Here is a 22,379-nt window from a genome sequence, read left to right as displayed (position 1 = left end):
TACAATGAGAGCAAAACAAGGAAATAAAGCCTGGAACGAAATTAAAACAAATGATTCCTGGGCTATTTTTAAAATAATGGGTGAATTTGTAAAAGGATATGAGAAACTTAGCCAAATTGGCCCCTGTGTTTCCATTTTTGGATCTGCCAGGACAAAGCCCGATCACAAATATTATAAGCTTACCGAAAAGGTTGCTCAGAAAATAGTTGATCACGGGTATGGAGTAATAACCTAAGTGGAGGGCCTGGAATCATGGAAGTGGTAATAAAGGAGCTCATCTGGCTGGGGGAACATCTGTAGGTCTAAATATAGATCTTCCTTTTGAGCAGCATGATAATCCATATATTGACAGGGATAAAAGTCTTGATTTTGACTATTTCTTTGTGAGAAAAGTAATGTTTGTAAAATATTCACAGGGATTTGTTGTAATGCCGGGAGGTTTTGGAACATTAGACGAACTCTTTGAGGCTATAACACTTATCCAAACCAATAAGATTGATAAATTTCCTATAATTCTAGTTGGGACCGATTTTTGGGGTGGACTTATTGATTGGGTGAGAGCAACCCTTCTGGACAGCTTCCAAAATATCAGTGACGGCGATATTGACCTGTTACACGTAGTTGATACTGCAGATGAAGTTCTGGAAATCCTGGATCAATTTTATGATGAATACAACCTTAGTCCTAATTTTTAATTAAAGGCTGTGTATTCTTCACATTTTCAGGCTTTCTTTGAAGGTTTTGTTGCCTGTCCCAATACCGGTATTATTTAATTCCTGAAGACCTTTGAAGAAATTTATTTTCCTGATTCTTGTAAGTACCATTGGGCTGTTCAACCGGGCTTCGGCCAAACAGCAATAAATATCACTGCTGTTCTTAATGACTCTACAAAAACTTTTAATATACAACAGGAGATTGTATATGAGAATACCAGTGAGATGGTTCTCAATGAAATCTATTTAAATGATTGGGCGAATAGTTTTAAGGATAAATCTACTCCCCTGGCCAGACGTTTTGCTGAAGACTATCTACGGCGATTTCATTTCGCGAAAGAAGAAGAAAGGGGCTTCACAAAGATCTATAGTATTACAAATAAAAATGTACAGAACTACACCTGGGACCGACCCGAAGGTGCGCCCGACATTATTAGGATTTTTCTCGAAGAACCTTTAAATCCCGGGGAAAAAGTTTATCTAAATCTTCTATACAGGGTAAAAATACCTTCTGAAAAATTTACCCGGTATGGCTATGATGACCTTGGCAATTTTAAGCTGAAGTACTGGTACATTACCCCTGCCGTCTTTAATGGCGATTGGAAAATCTACAGTGACAGGAATATTGGAGATCAATATACCCCTCCGGCTGATATAAAAATTAAATTATCCACAAAACCCAATTTATATGTAGGATCACCGCTCAATGTTGAAAGGGTGATCACTGAAAATGGTTTTAAAACTACTTTTCTTAGCGGTGATAACAGAGTAACATCTCAACTCTATCTTACCCGTACCTTTAATTTTGAGTCTATAGAAGTAAATTCAACCGAAGTTCTAACCAATGTTGAGGACGATGGACTTATGTTAGGAATGAAAGGTCTCATATTAAACCGTATCCTGAAGTTTCTGGAATTAAGGTTGGGAGAATATCCACATAAAACCCTCTTCGTAACCCGGGAGGATTATTTAAACAATCCTGTGTATGGTCTTAACCAACTTCCTCATTATATACGTCCATTTCCAGATGGATTCCAATATGATATTAAACAGCTTAAAGCTGTGACAGATCATTATTTAAAAAATACGTTGCTCTTGAATCCAAGGGAAGAACAATGGGTTTATGATGCCATTCACATATCTCTAATGATGGACTACGTAGACACCTATTATCCAGATATGAAACTCATGGGGAACCTGAGTGATGTTATAGGAATAAGATGGTTTCATGCGGCTGATCTGGAATTTAACGACCAATATCCCTTTCTCTACCTGCACATGGCAAGAATGAATCTTGACCAACCGCTAACCACCAGCCAGGATTCACTAATTAAATTTAATAAAAATATAGCCAACGCTTATAAGGCAGGAGCTGGTTTAAAATATGTTGAAGATTTTTTAGGAGACAAGACAGTGAAAGCTTCAATTGAAGAATTTTATTCCGATTATTTATTAGAACCCACTGGAGCAGAATCTTTTAAACAGATTCTTCAAAAAAATGCCGATAAAGATATTTCCTGGTTTTTTGATGATTATGTCACCACAAGTCAAAAAATGGATTTCAAAATTAAGAATGTCCGGAAAACGGAAGATTCACTGTTAGTAACTATTAAAAATAAGAAGAATAATAATATGCCTGTACCTCTTTACGGGTTAAGGGATGGAGAAATCATTTATAAGAAGTGGGTGGAAAATACGGCTGAAAATGTAACTGTTACTATTCCTCGTGACGGTATTGAAAGGCTGGCTTTAAATTATGAAGGTATTATTCCCGAAATAAACCAAAGAGACAATTATAAAGGTATTACGACCTTCCTGGATAAACCTGTTCAGTTTAGACTCTTAAAGGATGTTGAAGATCCAAGGTATTATCAGTTATTTTTTATGCCGGAAGTCACCTTTAATTTATACGACGGAGTGGCTATAGGGCCTAAAGTTTATAACAAGCCATTCCTTAACAGAAGGTTTGATTTTCGCCTGGCTCCTAAATTTGGGTTTAATAGCCAAACCCTGGTTGGCTCAGCTATGGTAAGTAATACACATTTTTATGATGATGAGAATCTTTTTGCATTGCGTTACGGTGTAAGCGGAGTAAGATTCTCCTATGGCTATGATCTTTTCTACGAAAAGTTTACTCCCTACCTGGGATTCTTTTTTAGAAATTTTTACTTGAGGGATAACGAGCGGCAAAGCCTTATTTTAAGAAACGTAAATGTTCAACAGGATCTCGATCCCATAAATCCTGTTGAACAGCCGGAATACAATGTTTTTAATGTAAGTTACAATTATAGTGATACCAATCTTGTAGATTTTATTACTGGTGGCGTAGATTATGAACTTGCAAAAAACTTTAGTAAACTTTCTATGGAAGTTGAATACCGTAAGCTTTTTAAAAACAATCAGCAGATCAATTTGAGGATGTTTGCGGGAACCTTTTTGTATAACGATGAAGTTGACAATGATTACTTCAGCTTTGCCCTGGATCGGCCAACAGATTACCTCTTCGATTATAACTACTATGGCCGAAGTCAGTCCACAGGATTGTTCAGCCAACAATTAATTACAGCAGAAGGTGGTTTCAAATCGCAGTTACAGCCGGAATATGCTAATCAATGGCTCACAACGGTTAATGCAAGCACAAATTTGTGGAAGTGGATCTTTGTTTACGGGGATGCAGGCCTTCTTAAAAATAAAGGTTTTAATCCCGAATTTGTCTATGATTCCGGAATTAGAATGAGCCTGGTTCAGGATTATTTCGAAGTTTTTTTCCCGGTTTATTCAAATCTTGGTTGGGAAATAGCCCAGGATAATTATGATCAAAAAATAAGATTTATTGTTACTTTGGATCTCAATACATTAATTAAATTATTCACCCGGGAGTGGTATTAATTATTAAGGTTCGTTGGAGGGGTCTATGGAAGAATATTTATAAAACAACCTTCCTATTGTGATATTATCAAAAATTTCATCACTTATTTTTAATTTTTGAATATAACGTAAAATTTATCCTGTAAATCAAATAATTTACATTTTTATTGGCTTTTGATTGAATTGTATTTAACAGTATCTTTGCCTACATTTGTTACCATTCAAAATCAATTTCATGCAAAGCGAGCCACAGACCAAAGAATCTCTTTCCTTTGAAGATTTCAGGAATCAGGTACTGGAAGATTATCATATTGCAGTAACCAGCCGTGAATGTAGTCTTTTGGGAAGACGGGAAGTCCTAACTGGAAAAGCAAAATTCGGGATCTTTGGTGATGGAAAAGAATTACCTCAGTTAGCTTTAGCCAAAGTTTTTAAAAATGGAGATTTTCGTTCAGGTTATTATAGGGATCAAACTTTTATGATGGCCATTGGTGAGCTTACTGTCCAGCAGTTTTTTGCTTAGCCTCTATGCCAACACCAATATTGAAGACGAACCAATGTCTGCAGGCCGACAAATGGGTGGACATTTTGCCACTCATAGCCTTAAGGAAGATGGTAGCTGGAAAAATTTAATGCAGCAAAAAAATTCCAGTGCAGATATCTCCCCCACCGCAGGCCAAATGCCCCGACTTTTAGGCCTTGCTCAGGCCTCTAAAATATATAGAAATGTTGAAGGCATTGATTCTGAAAAATTTTCAAATAATGGAAATGAAATCGCCTGGGGTACAATAGGTAATGCCAGTACAAGTGAAGGCTTGTTTTGGGAGACCATTAATGCAGCTGGTGTATTACAGGTACCTATGGTAATGAGTGTATGGGATGATGAATATGGTATTTCAGTCCACGCGAAATATCAAACTACCAAAGAAAATATTTCTGAAATTCTTAAAGGTTTTCAGAGAGATGAGGATAACAAAGGCTACGAAATTATTATTGTGAACGGGTGGGATTACGTTGCACTTGTAGAAGCATATGAAAAAGCATCTAAAATTGCCCGAAAATCTCATTCCCCTGTACTTATTCATGTTAAAGAACTTACACAGCCACAAGGGCATTCCACTTCAGGATCTCACGAAAGATACAAGAAAGAGGAACGCCTTAAGTGGGAGAGAGCATACGATTGTAATATAAAATTCCGGGAATGGATCATAGAAAATCATTTTGCCACAAATGATGAACTGGAAGAGCTCGAAAAGAATATTAAAAAAGAGGTTAGAGACGGTAAAAAAGCCGCTTGGTTAGCTTATACCGATCCTATGAGGAATAAGCAGAAAGAACTATTACCTCTGCTTAAAAGAGCTGCGGAAGAAAGCAGCAATAAAAATGCAGTCCTTCAACTTAAAAAGGAAGTAGGAGGAATAAAAGATCCTGAGAAAAAAGACCTTCTTATTGCTGCCAGAAAATCATTAAAATATCTCCTTGGAACTGAAGGTGCTGCCAGACAGGAACTGATAAACTGGATCGACAATTACATAAAAGAATCCCAGCCCGAGTACAGCAGTAACTTATACAGCGAATCTCAGTGGAGTGCACTTAATATTAAAGAAGTAAAGCCCACTTACGATACAAATGCTCATGAAGTAGATGCCAGGATCATTCTGCGAAACAATTTTGATAAAATCTTTTCTACACATCCGGAAACTTTAATTTTTGGTGAAGATACAGGTGAAATTGGCGACGTTAACCAGGGCCTGGAAGGAATGCAGGAGAAGTACGGAAAACTCAGGGTAGCAGACTCCGGAATTCGGGAAGCTACCATTTTAGGCCAGGGTCTGGGTATGGCAATGAGAGGCCTTAGACCAATTGCAGAAATTCAATATCTCGATTACGTTCTGTATGCTCTGCAAATAATGAGTGACGACCTTGCCACCTTACAATATCGTACCAAAGGGAAGCAAAAAGCTCCGGTTATTGTGAGAACACGTGGGCATAGACTTGAAGGCATATGGCACAGTGGTTCGCCTATGGGAGCCCTTGTACATCTCCTGCGTGGAATCCACATCCTCGTGCCACGGAATATGACAAAAGCCGCAGGTTTTTACAACACCTTATTACAGGCAGACGAACCTGCCCTTGTAGTGGAGTGTCTTAATGGTTACAGACTCAAAGAAAAACTTCCTAATAACTTTGGAGAGTTCCGCACCCCACTTGGAGTGGTGGAAACTTTAAAAGAAGGAAAGGATATTACCCTGGTTTCTTACGGTTCTACTCTTCGATTAGTTGAAGAAGCCGCTAATGAACTGGAAGAAGTTGGTATTAGTGCTGAAGTTATAGATATACAGTCCCTCCTGCCTTTTGATTTGAACAGGGACATTGTAAAAAGCATTGAGAAAACCAACCGATTATTGGTAATAGATGAAGACGTGCCGGGAGGTGCTTCAGCATTCATCTTGCAGCAGGTGATTGAAGAACAAAATGCCTATGTGCACTTAGACAGCAAGCCGCAGACATTAACTGCCAAACCTCACCGTCCCGCTTACGGAACAGATGGGGATTACTTCTCTAAACCTTCTGCGGAAGATATTTTTGAAAAAGTGTACAGCATTATGCACGAAGCTAATCCGCAGAAATTTCCAAAACTAAGATAGGGTCCGGGCAAGAAGCAAGAGACAAGAGACAAGAATCAAGAGGTAGGACTTAAGAAAAGAGAGAAGAGAGAAGAGAAAAGAGAAAATTATAAATTTAATTTTACTTGAACTTTAAATCTCTAAATCTTGTTCTGGAAACCTGAAACTTGAAACTTGAAACCTGAAACCTTAAACCTCTTTCACATCCACTTGCGTCCTGTTGATTCAGCTTTGTAAAGTACATAATTGATGTATGTCAAAATATCCCTGTTTACGGCTCTAAAACTTACATCTCCTCCGGCTGTATGAAACATCACATTTATTAGGTTTCTACGCCTGTACCAAAAAGGTTGTTTTACGGTAACAGATTGCATTTTGAAGACTTCAAATAATTCCTCTTTTTTATTCCAAACCCCTTGCTTTTTTTGAAGGAATTCTTCTGTAAAAATTAATTGTTGGGATCTATAACTCAATATCTGGTAAATTACTCCCAGCACTATAAAACACGCTGCTAAAATAGCCCAGATATTAAATTCTATATACGGAATTCTCAGAAGGACAAGGTAACTTATCAGTACAGGAATGAAAACTATAAATAATCTTCGAATAAGCATTAATCTGTGTGGCCGAAACTTTTGCTCAAAGTTTGTTTCAAAATTTCCGTAGAGATAAGACTCTACTTTTCCAACCGTATCTTTTCCCAATCCGGGAATTTTTATTTTCTTTTTCTGAAGAGTATTCTCACTGCTCGCTAAAGCTATTCTGGCTTCGTAAAGATCAAATCTTTTTTGCACTGGATTGGTCACGATCTGCATAAGTTGAACTCTCCGTGGTTGCAGTGATACTTTGGTATTAGTCTTTAAACCCATTTCCAGCTCCAGGCTTTGAGGAGTCTGCACAAGCTTTAGTCCGTAGTATTTAATAAAGACTTCTAAAACTGTAATTAATATACTTACAATAAGAAGTAACACAAACACAATTACAATAACGCTCACGGAACCACTGAGATTTGGAACCCGCTCGTAATATTCTGTAAACTCATCTTTATAATCTCTAAAAACTGAATTTAATTCATTGTAAATAGTGGCAAAGAAGGCTAGCACCAGAGCTAAACCTCTTACATAGTTCGTACTTAGGCCAATCTTTAAAAGCGTAAGAACATCTAGTTTATGAATCCATAATTCTCTTTTCTCCTGCATCTGGCCAGAAGAAGCGGGAATTTGATCATCTTCAGATACAGGAGCGGCCTCTCTCTTTGCTTTAATCAGGATGTTGGTAAGAAGATTTGCATCGCTGCCGGATAATGCTTTTATGTTCACCTCATCCTCTTTACTACCTGCTGTTTCAATAACTACACTGTAAACATTAATGATTCTCTGCAGTATAGAACGCTTTAAATATACCTGTTGAATTTTATCAAAAGGAATGGCGAGATCTTCGGTAGAAAGAACCCCCTTTTGAAGCACGAATTCTTCCTTATGATAATCAATATGAAAAAGAAATTTTCTGAAATACAACCAGCTGTACACTAAAACTATAATTCCCAGCGCAAGTATTCCCAGGGTGACATAGAGAATGGTTGATGCTGATGGATCACTTAATAAAAAATAAACTCCCAGAACCCAGAACCCGCGAAGAAAACGATATAAGGTAGTGGAAAATATAAGCGCCACTCCCAAAACAGATTGCCTTTGGGGAGTGCTGAAGGCTTTAGGAGTCATTTTCAGAAAGTTTACCTGCCAAAGCTTCCTTTAATTGAAATGCTTCTTCCGGTTTTAGCCCCGGAATGCTGATATCACTTCCGCTTCCCCCCGCCGTAAAAACCTGAACCGAAGATATCTCTAAAAACTTATCAAACATATCTCTTGAAACAGAAGCATGCTGTATTCGATTAAACGGAATAACAGTTGTGGAATTTACTAAAAAGCCCCTTTTGTAGAGAATATCCTTTTCCCTAAGGGCATAGCCATAATTCTGCTGAAGTTTAAAATTGTTCCAGAACCGGAAAGAAAAAAACAATAAAATAAAAATTAGGGAAATTGCTGTGTAATAGTAGCCCACACCGTTATAAACTAAAGCTCCCCACCCTGCAAAAACAAATAGCATAAATATACCTGTACTAATATTGGTTTTAATCAGGTATTTTTTAGAAACAGGCTGATATTCCACTTCCTGATACTGCGGAAGAGCATTTAGGTCGATCTCGGTATTGCTGAAATTATCCATTATGGAAGCCATTTCTTTTCAAAATTTGGCTTCCGCTTTTCGAGAAAAGCGTCCCGGCCTTCTTTGGCTTCATCGGTCATATAGGCAAGTCGGGTAGCTTCCCCGGCAAATACCTGCTGACCAACCATTCCGTCATCTGTAAGGTTCATTGCAAATTTCAACATTTTTATAGAAGTCGGAGATTTAGCAAGGATCTCCTGCGCCCATTCATAAGCTGTCTCCTCAAGTTTGGCGTGCGGAATTACGGCATTCACCATTCCCATTTCGTAAGCCTCCTTAGCCGAATAATTTCGTCCTAAAAAGAATATTTCCCGGGCCTTCTTCTGCCCTACCATTTTTGCAAGGTAAGCAGAGCCATACCCTCCATCAAAGCTTGTGACATCAGCATCGGTTTGTTTAAAAATAGCGTGCTCTTCACTTGCAAGGGTAAGGTCGCAAACCACATGCAGGCTATGACCTCCACCCACTGCCCATCCGGGAACTACGGCAATAACAACTTTAGGCATAAACCTTATCAATCGCTGAACTTCAAGAATATTTAACCTGTGCATTCCGTCTTCGCCCACATAGCCCTGATGGCCTCTCGCTTTTTGATCTCCTCCACTACAAAAGGAATAAACCCCGTCTTTAGACGAAGGACCCTCAGCTGAAAGCAACACTACTCCTATGGAAGTATCTTCCTGTGCATCATAAAACGCGTCATAAAGCTCACTGGTTGTTGTTGGCCTAAAGGCATTACGCACATCGGGCTTAGTTAAATGCTATTCTGGCTACTCCATTTGATTTTTTATAAGTTATATCCTGATATTTTTTGGCGATTTGCCACTCAATATTGCTCATTTTTCTTCTTTTAGTAAAAATATAATTTTAAACTTAATCCCCGGGTACAAAACCAACTATTACTATACTCAATCCGCACAAAAAAAAGGAGCTTGTGTATTAAAACAAACTCCTTCTCAAACCATAATTTTAAATTAAAGATAAGTAATCTCTTGTCTATTGTCTATTGTCTATTGTCTATTGTCTTGACTCTTGACTCTTGTTTCCTGCCTCGTAATCCCCTTCTCACATTTTATTCTGAATATTTCGCAATTAACGGCTGAAGCTGCATCCCCCACATTTGCCCAATCTGCATAGATTTTTTAGTAATTTCAGGAGTTTCAGAAATCATTTTTTTTCCGACAGGAGTTTCATAGAAGGCCAGGATAGCATCTACATCTTCCTCGGTATAACTCTCCATATATACCACTGCAAGTTTATCATATAGATCTACCATACTTGCCTTAAGATCTTTTTTAAGGGCCTCCCTGTTCTGCTCGGGTACCATGTCTACAAAAGGTTGAATAACAACATCAAATTGAGGACCTGAAGTTATGGTTATAAGGTCAATAGTTTTTTGTTTGTAATCTGTCTGTGAAAAGCCTGCAAATCCGATCAATAGAAAAGCAATAACAGCTGTAATTTTTTTCATGTTATTTTTAGTTTGTTTAGAACGAAAGTATGTATTTTACCTTAATTACAACAGGAATTTTATATTTTTGATAAATAAGGAATTACACCGAACAAATAAAAATTGCATACTATTTGATGTGGTGTTGGAAAAGTAAGTATTATGAGAATTTTCGGACTTGTTGTTGTTTTCTTCCTCTCCTGGATTTCGGGAGTGGCACAGGAAATTCCGGCTGTGGAAGAACGTTCAGATTTTCTAATTCAAAGGCTGGAAATAAGGCCATCCCTTACTAATCTTGCACCTGAAGTTCCCAACATAAGTAAATTCCGAATTAGAGAAGTGATCTGGGACAGGGACAACGAACGGAAGGAAATTGATATTGCAGCTTTTATGGAACAGGAGCAGCGAATGAAAAGAAGGACCATGGAGCTTGCTCCGTAAGTACAGGTTCCTCAGGTTGCAAACAATGTTTCTGTAGATAGAGATGATAGTTTCAGCCTTACACCAAGATTTTTCAACCAGTCTTTTAGCCCTGACGCTTATACCAGAGGCACAAGGAATTCTGTTTACCGCAATGCTGCCGAAACTACAGGAGCTAACTATTTAAACAGTTATCATAATCCTTTTCTTAGAGGGAGAGTCTACTCCCCCTACTCGGGCAGAGGTTATTACTACTATTGATCTTTTAAGAGGTAAATTCCGTCGTCTTTAATTTCTATCTGTCTTTGCTTATATAAAGTGCCTACCGCTTTTTTAAAGCTCTTCTTGCTCATTTGTAGCTTTTTCTGAATTTCTTCAGGCGAAGATTTATCTGTTAAAGGTAAATAGCCATTTTTCAAAGACAGCTCATTAAGTATATCCTGTGCATTAGGTTCAATACTTCTATAACCCGGTCTCTGCAGGGTAACATCAATTTTACCATCAGGCCGCGTTTTCTTTACCCATCCTTTTAAACGGTCTCCCGGTTGCAGGTCCTGGAAAAGATCATCCTTAAAAATAAGTCCCTGGTGAATTTCATTCACGATTACATTCATACCAAGATCTGTAGGGTTGGCAACAATAAGATCCACCTCTTCAAATGGTTCAACTGTCAACTCCCTGTTGTCCAGGAAAGCATTGGTCTTGCTTGATGCTACGAGTAAGTACGTCTCTTCATCTAGGTAGCAAAATATAAGATACCAGCTGCCTTTCCTCATTTTTGAAGCCATTTCCCGGTAAGGAACAAAAAGATGTTTCTCCAGCCCCCAGTCTAAAAAAGCTCCAATATCACTCACTTCCACACATTTTAAATAGGCAAATTCATCCAGCTTTACGTAAGGTTTGAGAGTCGTGGCAACAGGCCGTTCCTGGTGGTCGAGATAAACAAAGACCTTAATCTCATCACCAATAGCAAAACTTTCAGGTTTGTATTTGTTGGGAAGCAACACTTCATCGCCCTCTTCATTTTCTAAAAATAATCCCGGCTCGGTATCCCGGTTGATCTTCATTGTATGGTACTCGCCTATCCTAAGCATAAATTTCAGTTTAAAAATGTAAAGATACTTTTAATATAACAGATTTTCCGTTGACTTCTAAATCTGGATCTCAAGATTTCATAAAGCTGAAATACTCCAGGAGCACCTCATCATTAACCTTTCTGGGAGTGAAAATTTCCAGCAGTTTGGGTTTAGCAGAATCCTCAAAAAAGTTTTTCAGATTGGTTTCTATTTCTTCTGAATTTTTTGCTGAAGAATAGTTGAAGCCGAAGGTTTCACAAATAGAAGATGCATTGAGATTATGAGTAGTTTCAAAATATTTGTCAAAGTTTTCAGTATTTTTATTCCCCGGAAGTATCCTGAAAATTCCTCCTCCTTCATTGTTAAGGACTATAATTCTGAAATTCTTAGGAATATAATTGTTCCACAAGCCATTGCTGTCATAGAAAAAACTAAGATCTCCACAAATTAGCAGAGTTGGATCTTTACTGATAATTGCCGACCCCGCAGCTGTAGAAACGCTTCCGTCTATTCCACTCGTTCCTCGATTACAGTACATTTTGTGGCTGCTATCCCACTTGAAAAGTTGTGCATAGCGTACCGTTGAGCTATTCCCAAGCTGAACATTGTAGTTCAGCGGTACAGCCGGAACAATAGCCTGCATCGCCTTGAAATCGGAATATGGAATTTCCTGTACATACAGATCGTGCCGTTGCTGGCGTTTCTTTTTAATCTCTTTCCAGATTTTTCCGTAGTCACTCTGTACTGCTTCAGTTAGATTTAGAAAGCTTCTGAAGAATGAGTTAATAGGAGTCTCAAAATGTTTGTTCAGGCAAAAGAAAGTATTATAAGCTTTTTTAGGATCTACGTGCCAGTGCTGTTTCGGTTGATAATTCCTAAGGAAGGATTTGATTTTTTTGGAGATGATCATTCCGCCGAAAGTGAGCAGGATATCAGGCTGCAAAGCCTTGAATTGCTCTTCTGCATCTTCAGATCGTTCTATTGGGCCAATCAACGTATCGATCCTGGTGAAGAACTCCGGATGCTGAAGATTTGAAGTAGTTTCAGTAAATACAATGACAGATTCATCTGTGGCCAGAGCTTCCAAAAATTGTTGTTCTACCGCATTTGGTGCCGCCACACCTACGATTACCATCTTCCTCTTTGCTTTATTCCATAACTCTAAATACGGCTCCAGTTCCTTTTCGGTATAGATTCTTTCCCTTTCTTCCGGAAAAATTTGTAACGGGTTTACCTTCAGGTCTTCCACAATGTCGTATAAAGGCTCGTAAAACGGAACATTGATGTGAACCAGCCCCTTCTCTTCCAGAGCCTTATTTAGTGCTAGGTTGATCTCCCGCTCGTTATGTTTTTGAGCCTCAAATTGTTTTTGCTGAAGCTTTTTATCTGTAGCCGCCGTTTCCAGTACCAATTCAGAATGAAGATTGGCCGAATAACATATATGATTCTGGAAAACATTCTTTTGCCGAATCGTTTGGCCATCGCCAATATCGATCCTCTCGATAGGCCTGTCCGCCGATATTACCACCAGCGGGATATCACTATAAAAAGCTTCAGCAACTGCCGGATAATAATTTAATAAAGCCGATCCCGATGTACAAACCACCGCCATAAGCTCCTGCAGCTGCTGTGCCATTCCAAGGGCCATGAAAGCGGCACAACGTTCATCTACAATGCTGTAGGCAGTAATTTCAGGGTGATGTGTAAATCCTATAGTTAAGGGAGCGTTGCGAGATCCGGGAGAGATAACAACATGTTTTATGTTTTTTGCTACACAAAGAGTTACTATTGATTGTGCTACGGGTATTTTAGAATATTTCATAGATCACCAAATTTACAAATTTTCCATCTGAAAATTAGCTGTTCCCGATGGCTCACACGCCTCATCACAGGCATTAATATTCTTCATTACATTTTAACATTTCTTTTGGTTTTGTAAATTGTATTATATACATTCATTAAATCTAACTAACTAAATTAAGATAAAATGGAAATGACTTCTCCTGCAAATTTTTATCCCGTCCAGGATGCGAGACTAAGTGCGTACAAGTGACTGGTTCTGGACCTTGTTTATTACAGCCATTCCTATTGTAGGATTGATCATGCTCCTCGTCTGGTCTTTTGGAAGCGGGAATAATGTCAATAAATCAAATTGGGCGAAAGCAACTCTATTATGGATCCTTGTAGTCACTGCATTTTACGTGATGATTCTCGTAATCTTTGGACTTTCATTCCTAAGTATGGGCGGAAACAGCTATTAAATATTAGCACTTCCTATTCCTAACTAAACCTCACAGGTTTTAAAAACCTGTGAGGTTTTCTACTTAATACTAACCCATTTTCCTGTCAAGCATATCTAAAACAGCTTTCATAGTTCCTGATTTGTTAAGGGTTTCCTCCCATTCAGCTGATGGAATACTGTCTTTGGTAATTCCGCCGCCAATAAAAATTTCGGTAGTATCCTTTCTAATTTTCATACATCTTAAATTCACAAAGAGAGAAGACCTGTTAACTACACTCGAATAAGCCTGGTTCTCCTGGTTTCTCCTGTTATTGCTGCGTTTCACTTCCTGCTTCATATTTATTTCTCCCAGGAAGCTCAGGTATAATATTCCCTGTCGTAATTTTCCGTTTCCTGAAGAAATTTCCTTGCAGCATCCCTGGGCAGGCCGCATACAGCCGGGGTGGGATGTAGAGCAGCAATTAAGTTTTTAAGATTATCAGGATCGGGAGTTAGTTCACCTGCGATATCGGTTTTTAAATGTAAAAGGTTTCCGGCTCTGGAGGTGTGTGGTTGAGATTTTCGAATATTTATGTATTTCCCTCTAAGATTTTCAAGAATAGACTCAGTTACAATTTGTTGTTCCTCCTTTTCTTTTTCTCCCCATTCCACATTTTCAGAATTTTGAAATTTTTGAGTTCCCGCAAGAGCCATTGTTTTAAACCTATTTCGTTCTATCTCCAGTAAGCTCTCTGGAGTAGCTCCCAGCCAGGTTCCAACAAGCGGGTGATAAAAAAGATAAACAAAGGCTTCGGGATACTTTTTAAGAAGTCTTTCAAATAAAACGACAGCATCCTGAGGTCCGGTTTCCAAAACTTCCTTTCGCGATAAAACTACTTTTCTAAACTCTCCCTCATGAATGGCGTCAATACCTTGTTGAACAATGTCAATGTATCTTTCCTTTTCAGCAATTGCATTTGAATTGGAATAATCAATAACAGGAGCCATTTCAAAGTTTTCTTTTACCTGTAAAGTGGTTTCAAGATAATCTGATTTCTCCTTTGGAATAAAAACTGCTTCTTCCCCGGAATCAAAAGGCGCAAAAACAAACCCACTTTCAGAAAAATCAACAGTTTTATAAACTTCAATATACGTTTGTAATAAAGCTTTAATAACTCCACCTTTTTCTGAAGGTTCTCTATATGCTACGAAAGGGAACTTCCCCTGCGTTTGTTCTTTCAGCCGTTGAAAAAATTCTTTTTGTTCTGTCATCTCTACTTTTTCTTTGGGAGAGCAATTGTTGTTAGTTTTACAATAGAAATCAGGTTTTCTTCAGCATCGGTTATCCTAATATTCCATAATTGGGTAGTTCGTCCTTTATGCAGAAAGGTTGCCCGGGCAAAGACATCTCCTTCAGAAATGCTCTTTAAGTGATTTGCTGAAATTTCAATACCACGAATGAAAAATTCCGAAGAATCCAAAAAAATATGAGAGGCCACACTGCCAACACTTTCAGCTAAAGCTACACTCGCGCCACCGTGAAGCACTCCATCCGGCTGATGCACTTTTGAAGTAGTAAGCATTTTTGCAAGAACGAAATCCTCTCCCAAATCTATAAATTCAATTCCTAAGGTTTCCATTAAAGTATTTTTGGACATTTCCCTGCACTTTGCAAGTATTTCTTCTTTCTTCATCCTGATAAGATTGTTTTCTTTGTAAAAATACAAAACCAAACAAATGAATACCTCCGAAAAAAAGGTTTCTTACGAGATAAGCAATACATACAGCACTTTAAATAAATACAAGGAAACTACAAAAAACGTGTGGGTAGTTCTTCACGGAATAGGATATTTGAGCCGCTACTTCCTGAAGTATTTTAAAGATCTTGATCCTGAAGAAAACTACATAATAGCTCCGCAGGCGCAATCAAAATATTATCTCAATAGTGAATATCGCCATGTGGGCGCTTCCTGGTTAACCAAAGAAAATACAGAGGCTGAAATCGAAAATGTACTTAATTATCTGGAAGAAATCTATACTGCAGAAGCTCTCCAAAACAAACCCAATCTTATCCTGCTGGGTTATTCCCAGGGAGTATCTGTTGCTACCCGTTGGGTGGCCAGAAATAAAGTAGAGTGCTCAAGACTCCTACTTTGCTCCGGCGGACTTCCCAGGGAACTTCGACCGGAGGATTTTCAATTTCTCACCAATACTAAAGTCACATTGATCTATGGTACCAAAGATGAATACCTCCAGGAGGAGCGGCTTAAGGTGGAACACGAAAGAGCGCAGGAACTATTTAGAGATCGCTTAGAAATTATTTCTTTTGAAGGAGGTCACGAGATGAATGTGGAAATAATTAAGGAGATTTCGCGGGGCTGAAGTTCAGCGGGAATGCCTGAAAATTTTAAACAAAGCTTTCCCGAAAAATTTTCACCTAATAACAAATAACAATTAACTTTCCTACTGCAGAACAAGTAAGTGACTCTATGGAAAAAAACAACACCCCCTTACCCGAATCCCTTGGCTCTCTTTTAAAAAGCATTGGTCCCGGATTTTTACTCGCGGGAGCGGCAGTTGGAGTATCGCATTTGGTACAGGCAACCCGTGCAGGAGCCGATTATGGTTTTATTCTTATTTGGGTTTTAGTCCTCGCCTGCATCTCCAAATATCCTTTTCTGGAATTTGGTCCCCGGTTTGCCGCGGGTACTGGGAGACATTTAATATCCGGTTATAAAAGGCTGGGGAAATTTTCTTACTGGACTTATGTGTTGCTTACGATAGGCAGCATGTTCATAATTCAGGCTGCTGTAACAATAGTCACAGCAGGACTTGCAGAAAGACTATTCAATTTTGGGCTTAGCCCTTTTCTATGGAGCCTGATCATTTTAATATCCTGTATCGCTCTTCTTCTTATCGGGAAATATCCTGGATTGGATAAAAGTATGAAGGTCATAGTTTCTGTTCTTACACTTGCTACTTTAGCCGCTGTGTTAATGGCTTTTGGCGCTAAGCACCACAGAAAAAGCTATGGCAACTGAAGCTCCTTCTCTATGGACCACAGCAAGTATAGGTTTTATTATTGCTTTTATGGGTTGGATGCCGATTCCTCTGGATGCTGCCGTATGGCATTCCCTCTGGACAAAGGAGCGTGCAACACAGACGAAACAGAAATTATCAGTTAAAGGAGCTTTTGTAGATTTCAATATTGGTTACCTTTCTGCAGCTTTTATAGGGGTTCTGTTCTTCCTTCTTGGCGTATTGGTGATGTTTGGCAGCGGCACTTCCTTTTCTCCCAATAGCGTAGAATTTTCGTCACAGTTGATCAATCTTTATGGGCAGACATTAGGTAACTGGAGCAAACCATTAATTTCGGTCGCTGCCTTTATTACAATGTTCAGCACTGTACTCACTGTTACTGATGCTTATCCAAGGGTAATTTCAGAATTAAGAAATCCTGACAGAGAAGATGTGCAGGATCAAAAAGACAAATGGAGAATTTATCAAATTTCTATTTTTATTATTCCGGTGCTATCGCTTTCTATCTTATTTTTTCTTTCCGGCTCCTTTACAACTTTAGTTGATTTCGCCGCGGGATTGTCCTTTCTATCTGCTCCTTTTCTTGCCTGGTTCAATTATAAGCTGGTAACAGGGGAACAAATGCCGGAGAAAGACAGGCCGGGAATATCTTTCAGGATCTTTAGCTTAATTTGCTTTGGGTTGCTGGTAGTATTTAACGTGGTGTATATTTACTATAATTTCTTCTTGTAAAAAAGGAGTTTTGTAATTAGCAAACGACCTGGCTTATTAGATTTGGAACAATTTATATAAAACAGATCCGGCAAAAATTCCCCTCCCACGGAGGGGTGTCCGAAGGACGGGGTGGGCAATTGCCCCATAATGACTCCATTCCCATTTACCGCAAATTTACCCCCGGCTTCCCATCAAAGGTACAGCTTCGAAGTAGGACAAGAAGCCTTAGAATAGCAGGAAATTATGCTGAAATATTTAATTTTTAGTTGCAGCAACTTATTCAATTCCTACCACGCCTTTCAGGCACCCCTCCCATGGAGTGGAATAAAAAAAGCGTGACCAAATTAATGATCACGCTTTTGCTTTAGTAAGTCCTCTCCTTATGGGGAAAGATTTAGGAGGGTGAGATCCTTCGCCTGCAGCTCAGGATAAGCGATACGTAAGATTTTGCTATGCAGCAAAATCAACGTTCTGCTTACTTCACCTCTTCAAAATCTACGTCTTCAACGTCGTCTCCTTGTTTAGATTCTCCGCCTCCGGCTTGTTGACCGTTTGCTCCGGGTGCACCTTGTGGTCCACCTGCTCCCGGCTGTCCGCCTTGTTCGGCCTGTGCTTTGTACATCTCTTCAGATGCCACTTTCCAGGCTTCGTTGATTTTATCTAAGGCAGGCTGAATAGTTTCAACTTCCTTGGTTTCATAAGCCTTCTTGAGATCGGCCAATGCATCTTCAATTGGCTGCTTCTTATCTGCAGAAAGTTTATCTCCAAATTCTTTCAGTTGCTTTTCAGTCTGGAAGATCATAGCATCAGCTTCGTTAAGCTTGTCTACTTTCTCCTTGGCTTTCTTATCGCTTTCAGCATTTGCTTCAGCTTCCTGCTTCATCTTTTGGATTTCCTCTTCGGTTAAACCTGAAGAAGCTTCAATTCTAATATCCTGAGATTTACTGTAGCTTTATCAGTAGCACTTACTTTTATAATACCATTGGCATCAATATCAAAAGTTACTTCAATTTGAGGAGTTCCTCTTGGTGCCGGTGGAATTCCGTCAAGGTGGAACCTTCCAATTGTTTTGTTATCGGTTGCCATGGGGCGCTCTCCCTGTAACACGTGGATCTCTACAGAAGGCTGATTATCGGCCGCAGTTGAGAAAGTCTGTGATTTCTTGGTAGGAATAGTCGTATTTGACTCAATAAGTTTTGTGTTAACACCACCCATTGTTTCAATACCAAGAGAAAGAGGAGTTACGTCAAGTAACAATACATCTTTTACGTCTCCGGTTAATACTCCACCCTGAATAGCTGCTCCAATTGCAACAACCTCATCGGGGTTCACCCCTTTTGATGGTTTTTTTCCGAAGAATTTTTCAACTTCTTCCTGAATTTTAGGAATACGGGTTGATCCACCTACAAGGATTACCTCATCAATATCACTCTTGGATAAACCTGCATCGCTAAGCGCTTTTTGCACAGGATCCATAGAACGTTTTACCAAAGTGTCTGCAAGTTGCTCAAATTTAGACCTGGTCAAAGTTTCCACAAGGTGTTTTGGTCCTGAAGAAGTTGCCGTTACATAAGGCAGGTTAATTTCAGTCTGTGAAGAAGAAGACAACTCGATTTTGGCTTTTTCTGCAGCTTCTTTAAGACGTTGCAAAGCCATAGGATCTTTCCTAAGATCTATATCTTCTGCCTGCTGAAACTTTTCAGCTAAATAATCAATGATCACCTGGTCAAAATCATCCCCACCAAGGTGAGTATCTCCATTTGTAGAAAGTACTTCAAAAACTCCGTCTCCTAATTCAAGGATAGAGATATCAAATGTACCACCACCAAGGTCATATACAGCGATCTTTTGATCGGTAGATTTTTTATCAAGACCGTATGCAAGTGCTGCTGCGGTTGGTTCGTTTATAATTCTTCTCACTTTAAGTCCTGCAATCTCTCCGGCTTCTTTAGTAGCCTGGCGTTGGGAGTCATTAAAGTAAGCAGGCACAGTAATAACTGCTTCAGATACATCATGTCCTAAATAGTCTTCAGCAGTTTTCTTCATTTTTTGAAGTATCATTGCTGAAAGCTCTTGGGGAGTGTACATCCTTCCGTCTATATCTACACGGGCAGTATCATTATCACCTTTTTGTACTTTATAAGGCACCCTTCCTGCTTCTTTTGAAGATTCAGAAAATTTATTCCCCATAAATCTTTTTATAGATGCCACGGTCTTGGTTGGGTTAGTTACCGCCTGACGCTTTGCAGGGTCACCTACTTTAATTTCACCACCTTCTACGAAAGCAATTACAGAAGGTGTTGTTCTCTTACCTTCGGCGTTTGGGATAACCGTTGGCTCATTTCCTTCCATTACTGCAACGCATGAGTTGGTAGTACCTAAGTCAATTCCAATTATTTTACTCATAACTTTATACGTTGTTTTTTATTATTGTTCCAGTTTAACAACCTGTATTAGTCAATCACTATGCCAGCGAAAAAGTTATGACATCATGGCAGAAATAGTTTGAGGTTTCAAGTTTCAGGTTCAAGGTTTCAGGCTTCACATTCAGGTTTCAGGCCTGAAGCTTCAAGATTTGAGTGTAAAGTTTTAAAGTCTCTGGTTTTTTAATTCTGCTTTATGCTTTTCCAGTTTCGGATATAAGATGATTTTAATCTTCTCTATTCTCTTTTCTCTTTTCTCTGTTCTTTTTTCTCTGCTCTCTTCTCAATCTCATTACTAAATACTCAATACTCACCTCTCAATACTCAATACTAATTCCTCACTACTCCCACAAATAACAATTCAGAATATCTTCCGATAACGTTGTAAATCCTTATTTTTGCAGCCAAATTTAAGAGGCTTGATGCAAAAGAGAGAAGCTATCAGTGTTTTTGATATGTTGAAGGTGGGCGTTGGCCCGTCCAGTTCCCATACTTTGGGACCCTGGAGAGCTGCGCAACGTTGGGTTGCTGAATTAAAGCAAAAAGGAATCTTTGATGAAGTTTCCCAAATTCACATAGATTTATATGGCTCTCTTTCCCTTACCGGAAAAGGGCACGCTACTGATATTGCTGTGATCCTGGGTCTTTGCGGACACGACCCCGTTAAAATGGAAATTGACCAAATAGATCCTGAAATCAATAATATTAATGTCTTTAAAAGGCTAAATCTTAATGGCGAACGCGCTATTGCTTTTGATCCTGAAAATGATATAAAATTTAACAGGAAATTCCTGGATTTTCATCCCAACGGCATAACTTTTAGATCTACTCTTACCAGCGGGAAAACTAATTCTTCCTCCTTCTATTCAATTGGTGGCGGATTTGTAGTCAAGGAGGAGCGGAAGAATGCCAAACGCAAAATGGAAAGCTTTGCAGGTTTTCCTTTTCCTATTGAAAAAGCTACCGAGCTTCTCGCCTACTGCAAAGACCAAAACAAACCCATTTCTCAAATCGTTCTTGAAAACGAAAGGTCGATGAGAAGTGATGAAGAAATAAACGCTTAGCCTGAGACAGGTTTGGGACGTGATGCTGAATTCCATGTATATAGGCTGTCATACAGAAGGCACCTTACCGGGAGGCTTAAATGTACACCGTCGAGCTCCCGACATGCACAAAAGTCTTATAGGAGAAGCAGTATATGATTCACCAGAAGAATGGCTGCAAACTATCAGAAAGACAGAGGTTAAGTTCAGGCAGATACTAAAATGGGTAAGTACTTTGGCTATTAGCGTGAATGAGGTGAATGCTTCTTTAGGTAGGGTGGTAACTGCTCCCACAAATGGGAGTGCAGGAACTGTACCCGCAGTATTAATGTATTACCTGGTGATCGAAAATCACAATGCCACTTTTGAGGATATTAAACGTTTTATGCTGGTGGCGGGTGAAATAGGAAGTTTATTTAAAAAAGGTGCTACAATCTCTGCAGCTATGGGTGGCTGCCAGGCTGAAATTGGGGTATCATCTGCAATGGCGGCAGGTGCTCTAACTGAAGTTATGGGTGGTACACCAGAACAGGTTTTAATGGCCAGTGAAATTGCTATGGAGCACCACCTGGGCCTAACCTGCGACCCCATTGGAGGTTTGGTTCAGATTCCTTGTATAGAAAGAAATGCCATGGGCGCCATAAAAGCCATAAATGCTGCCGAAATTGCTATTGAAAGTGACGCTTCTAAAGCAAAGGTCCCTTTGGATAAAGTAATTGAGACAATGTGGGACACTGCAAAGGATATGAATTCTAAATATAAGGAAACTTCAGAAGGAGGACTTGCAGTGAATGTAAGTATGAGCGACTGCTGAAACCTTCCCCGACCTCTCCCGGGGAAGGGTGGTAAGTTTGTAAATAAAGGGATTGTTGGATAAGAAATCAATGAAAATTAGAAACCTGCTTCGCAATTATGGCTGGATGCTGGCTTCTTATGTTTTCTTTTTTATTGTTTTAGGAATACTACAAACTGTCTTTCCTTCCCTTGAGCTTCATCAATATCAACAGGGAGAAATAGATAAACTTCTCGAAGAAAATCCGTGGAAATTTGTAGTTATGGCAGTAATTGCTGCACCTATCCTTGAAGAATGTATGTTTCGGTCCCTGGTCAAACCTTCCCAAAATGATCTCATCATCTTCCTGTGCTGCTGGCTTTGGCTCCTCGTCCTCACCTTTATTCCGGCAGAGGTGAACTGGTTCATCAAATTCAGCTTTCTAACTTTGCTAATAATTTTTTCCTTTATTTTTCTTAGAGATTTAATTCCACATTCTTTGCAGCAAAGGGTCTGCAGGTTTGCAAACTTAGCATTATGTAACGATATGGATCTCCACCTCTCTAATTTTTGGAATGGTACACATCTTTAATTATGTGGATGCTTTTGAAATAAACGTAGTCCTGGTCTTGCTTATAATACCTCGTATTATAGCCGGATTTTTCTTCGGAAAAGTAAAAATTGAGAATGAAGGTCTCATTTGGGCAATACTGATGCACGTGATGAATAACGGAGTAGTAACGATCTTCCTTCTACCACGACTTCTGGAAAGTTTATAATGTTTTGA

The 22,379-nt window shown here is 39.1% G+C and carries 16 protein-coding genes and 5 pseudogenes; 11 read left to right on the top strand and 10 right to left on the bottom strand.

The features are described from left to right. Positions 1-4: 4 nt before the first annotated feature. The 3 genes and pseudogenes from LZ575_RS00170 (at position 5) to LZ575_RS00160 (ending at position 6,229) form a co-directional block, all read left to right on the top strand. Positions 5-695, top strand: a pseudogene (locus tag LZ575_RS00170) (TIGR00730 family Rossman fold protein). A gap of 243 nt (positions 696-938) precedes the next feature. After that, on the top strand, positions 939-3,602 hold the full coding sequence (locus LZ575_RS00165; RefSeq protein ID WP_235327470.1) for a metalloprotease: 2,664 nt from the start codon (positions 939-941) through the stop codon (positions 3,600-3,602). Between the two features lie 214 nt (positions 3,603-3,816). Continuing rightward, positions 3,817-6,229: pseudogene (locus tag LZ575_RS00160) on the top strand (thiamine pyrophosphate-dependent enzyme). A gap of 179 nt (positions 6,230-6,408) precedes the next feature. Here LZ575_RS00160 and LZ575_RS00155 read toward each other — a convergent pair. The 4 genes and pseudogenes from LZ575_RS00155 to LZ575_RS00140 all read right to left on the bottom strand — a co-directional run bounded on the left by LZ575_RS00155 (position 6,409) and on the right by LZ575_RS00140 (position 9,905). Continuing rightward, entirely contained in the window at positions 6,409-7,929 is a 1,521-nt protein-coding gene (locus LZ575_RS00155) for a PH domain-containing protein (RefSeq protein WP_235327468.1), read from the bottom strand. Further along, positions 7,919-8,446, bottom strand: coding sequence for a PH domain-containing protein (locus LZ575_RS00150; RefSeq protein ID WP_235327466.1), 528 nt, complete (start codon positions 8,444-8,446; stop codon positions 7,919-7,921). Before LZ575_RS00150 ends, LZ575_RS00155 begins: the two co-directional genes overlap by 11 nt. Continuing rightward, positions 8,434-9,274, bottom strand: a pseudogene (locus tag LZ575_RS00145) (1,4-dihydroxy-2-naphthoyl-CoA synthase). Before LZ575_RS00145 ends, LZ575_RS00150 begins: the two are co-directional and overlap by 13 nt. A 232-nt stretch (positions 9,275-9,506) precedes the next feature. Continuing rightward, complete coding sequence (locus tag LZ575_RS00140) at positions 9,507-9,905, bottom strand: DUF2059 domain-containing protein (RefSeq protein WP_235327464.1); 399 nt, start codon at positions 9,903-9,905, stop codon at positions 9,507-9,509. 141 nt (positions 9,906-10,046) lie between these two features. Between LZ575_RS00140 and LZ575_RS00135 the strand changes: the two genes are divergently transcribed. Further along, on the top strand, positions 10,047-10,325 hold the full coding sequence (locus LZ575_RS00135) for a hypothetical protein (RefSeq protein WP_235327462.1): 279 nt from the start codon (positions 10,047-10,049) through the stop codon (positions 10,323-10,325). Positions 10,326-10,558: 233 nt separating this feature from the next. On the opposite strand, the gene LZ575_RS00130 is transcribed toward LZ575_RS00135, so the two are convergent. Then, positions 10,559-11,398 (bottom strand): S1 RNA-binding domain-containing protein, encoded by an 840-nt coding sequence (locus LZ575_RS00130; protein WP_235327460.1) that lies wholly within the window; start codon positions 11,396-11,398, stop codon positions 10,559-10,561. A 70-nt stretch (positions 11,399-11,468) separates the two neighbouring features. Beyond that, positions 11,469-13,202 carry a 2-succinyl-5-enolpyruvyl-6-hydroxy-3-cyclohexene-1-carboxylic-acid synthase gene (menD, locus tag LZ575_RS00125; RefSeq protein ID WP_235327458.1) on the bottom strand — a complete coding sequence of 578 codons (1,734 nt, stop codon included), beginning with the start codon at positions 13,200-13,202 and terminating at the stop codon, positions 11,469-11,471. A 217-nt stretch (positions 13,203-13,419) separates the two neighbouring features. Here menD and LZ575_RS00120 point away from each other — a divergent pair, with 217 nt between their 5' ends. After that, positions 13,420-13,641, top strand: coding sequence for a hypothetical protein (locus LZ575_RS00120; protein ID WP_235327456.1), 222 nt, complete (start codon positions 13,420-13,422; stop codon positions 13,639-13,641). A 69-nt stretch (positions 13,642-13,710) separates the two neighbouring features. Here LZ575_RS00120 and LZ575_RS22150 read toward each other — a convergent pair whose 3' ends face one another. From LZ575_RS22150 to LZ575_RS00110, 3 genes are read right to left on the bottom strand one after another with little or no spacing between them, the layout of a single operon-like run. Next, the gene (locus tag LZ575_RS22150) at positions 13,711-13,959 is read right to left on the bottom strand and encodes a chorismate-binding protein (RefSeq protein WP_255702715.1); all 249 of its coding nucleotides are present in this window, start codon (positions 13,957-13,959) and stop codon (positions 13,711-13,713) included. Between the two features lie 20 nt (positions 13,960-13,979). Beyond that, entirely contained in the window at positions 13,980-14,873 is an 894-nt protein-coding gene (locus tag LZ575_RS22145) for a chorismate-binding protein (RefSeq protein WP_255702714.1), read from the bottom strand. A 2-nt stretch (positions 14,874-14,875) separates the two neighbouring features. Then, positions 14,876-15,295: a PaaI family thioesterase gene (locus tag LZ575_RS00110; RefSeq protein ID WP_235327454.1), complete on the bottom strand. Its 420-nt coding sequence runs from the start codon at positions 15,293-15,295 to the stop codon at positions 14,876-14,878. A 43-nt stretch (positions 15,296-15,338) separates the two neighbouring features. On the opposite strand from LZ575_RS00110, the gene LZ575_RS00105 reads away from it, so the two are divergent. From LZ575_RS00105 to LZ575_RS00095, 3 genes are all read left to right on the top strand, one after another. After that, the gene (locus LZ575_RS00105) at positions 15,339-15,983 is read left to right on the top strand and encodes an alpha/beta hydrolase (protein WP_235327452.1); all 645 of its coding nucleotides are present in this window, start codon (positions 15,339-15,341) and stop codon (positions 15,981-15,983) included. Positions 15,984-16,090: 107 nt separating this feature from the next. Then, the gene (locus LZ575_RS00100; RefSeq protein ID WP_235327450.1) at positions 16,091-16,642 is read left to right on the top strand and encodes a divalent metal cation transporter; all 552 of its coding nucleotides are present in this window, start codon (positions 16,091-16,093) and stop codon (positions 16,640-16,642) included. Continuing rightward, positions 16,632-17,372 carry a hypothetical protein gene (locus tag LZ575_RS00095; RefSeq protein WP_235327448.1) on the top strand — a complete coding sequence of 247 codons (741 nt, stop codon included), beginning with the start codon at positions 16,632-16,634 and terminating at the stop codon, positions 17,370-17,372. The genes LZ575_RS00100 and LZ575_RS00095 overlap by 11 nt, the downstream gene beginning before the upstream one ends. Before the next feature lie 457 nt (positions 17,373-17,829). Here LZ575_RS00095 and dnaK read toward each other — a convergent pair. Then, a pseudogene (dnaK, locus tag LZ575_RS00090) lies at positions 17,830-19,760 on the bottom strand (molecular chaperone DnaK). A 439-nt stretch (positions 19,761-20,199) separates the two neighbouring features. On the opposite strand from dnaK, the pseudogene LZ575_RS00085 reads away from it, so the two are divergent. The 3 genes and pseudogenes from LZ575_RS00085 to LZ575_RS00075 all read left to right on the top strand — a co-directional run bounded on the left by LZ575_RS00085 (position 20,200) and on the right by LZ575_RS00075 (position 22,371). After that, positions 20,200-21,634, top strand: a pseudogene (locus tag LZ575_RS00085) (L-serine ammonia-lyase). A 70-nt stretch (positions 21,635-21,704) separates the two neighbouring features. Then, positions 21,705-22,184 (top strand): hypothetical protein, encoded by a 480-nt coding sequence (locus LZ575_RS00080; RefSeq protein WP_235327446.1) that lies wholly within the window; start codon positions 21,705-21,707, stop codon positions 22,182-22,184. Then, complete coding sequence (locus LZ575_RS00075; protein WP_235327444.1) at positions 22,168-22,371, top strand: hypothetical protein; 204 nt, start codon at positions 22,168-22,170, stop codon at positions 22,369-22,371. The genes LZ575_RS00080 and LZ575_RS00075 overlap by 17 nt, the downstream gene beginning before the upstream one ends. Positions 22,372-22,379 lie beyond the last annotated feature (8 nt).

Origin of the sequence: Antarcticibacterium sp. 1MA-6-2, from assembly GCF_021535135.1 — a bacterium.
Taxonomy (GTDB): domain Bacteria; phylum Bacteroidota; class Bacteroidia; order Flavobacteriales; family Flavobacteriaceae; genus Gillisia.
This window is presented reverse-complemented; position numbering and strand designations above follow the sequence as displayed.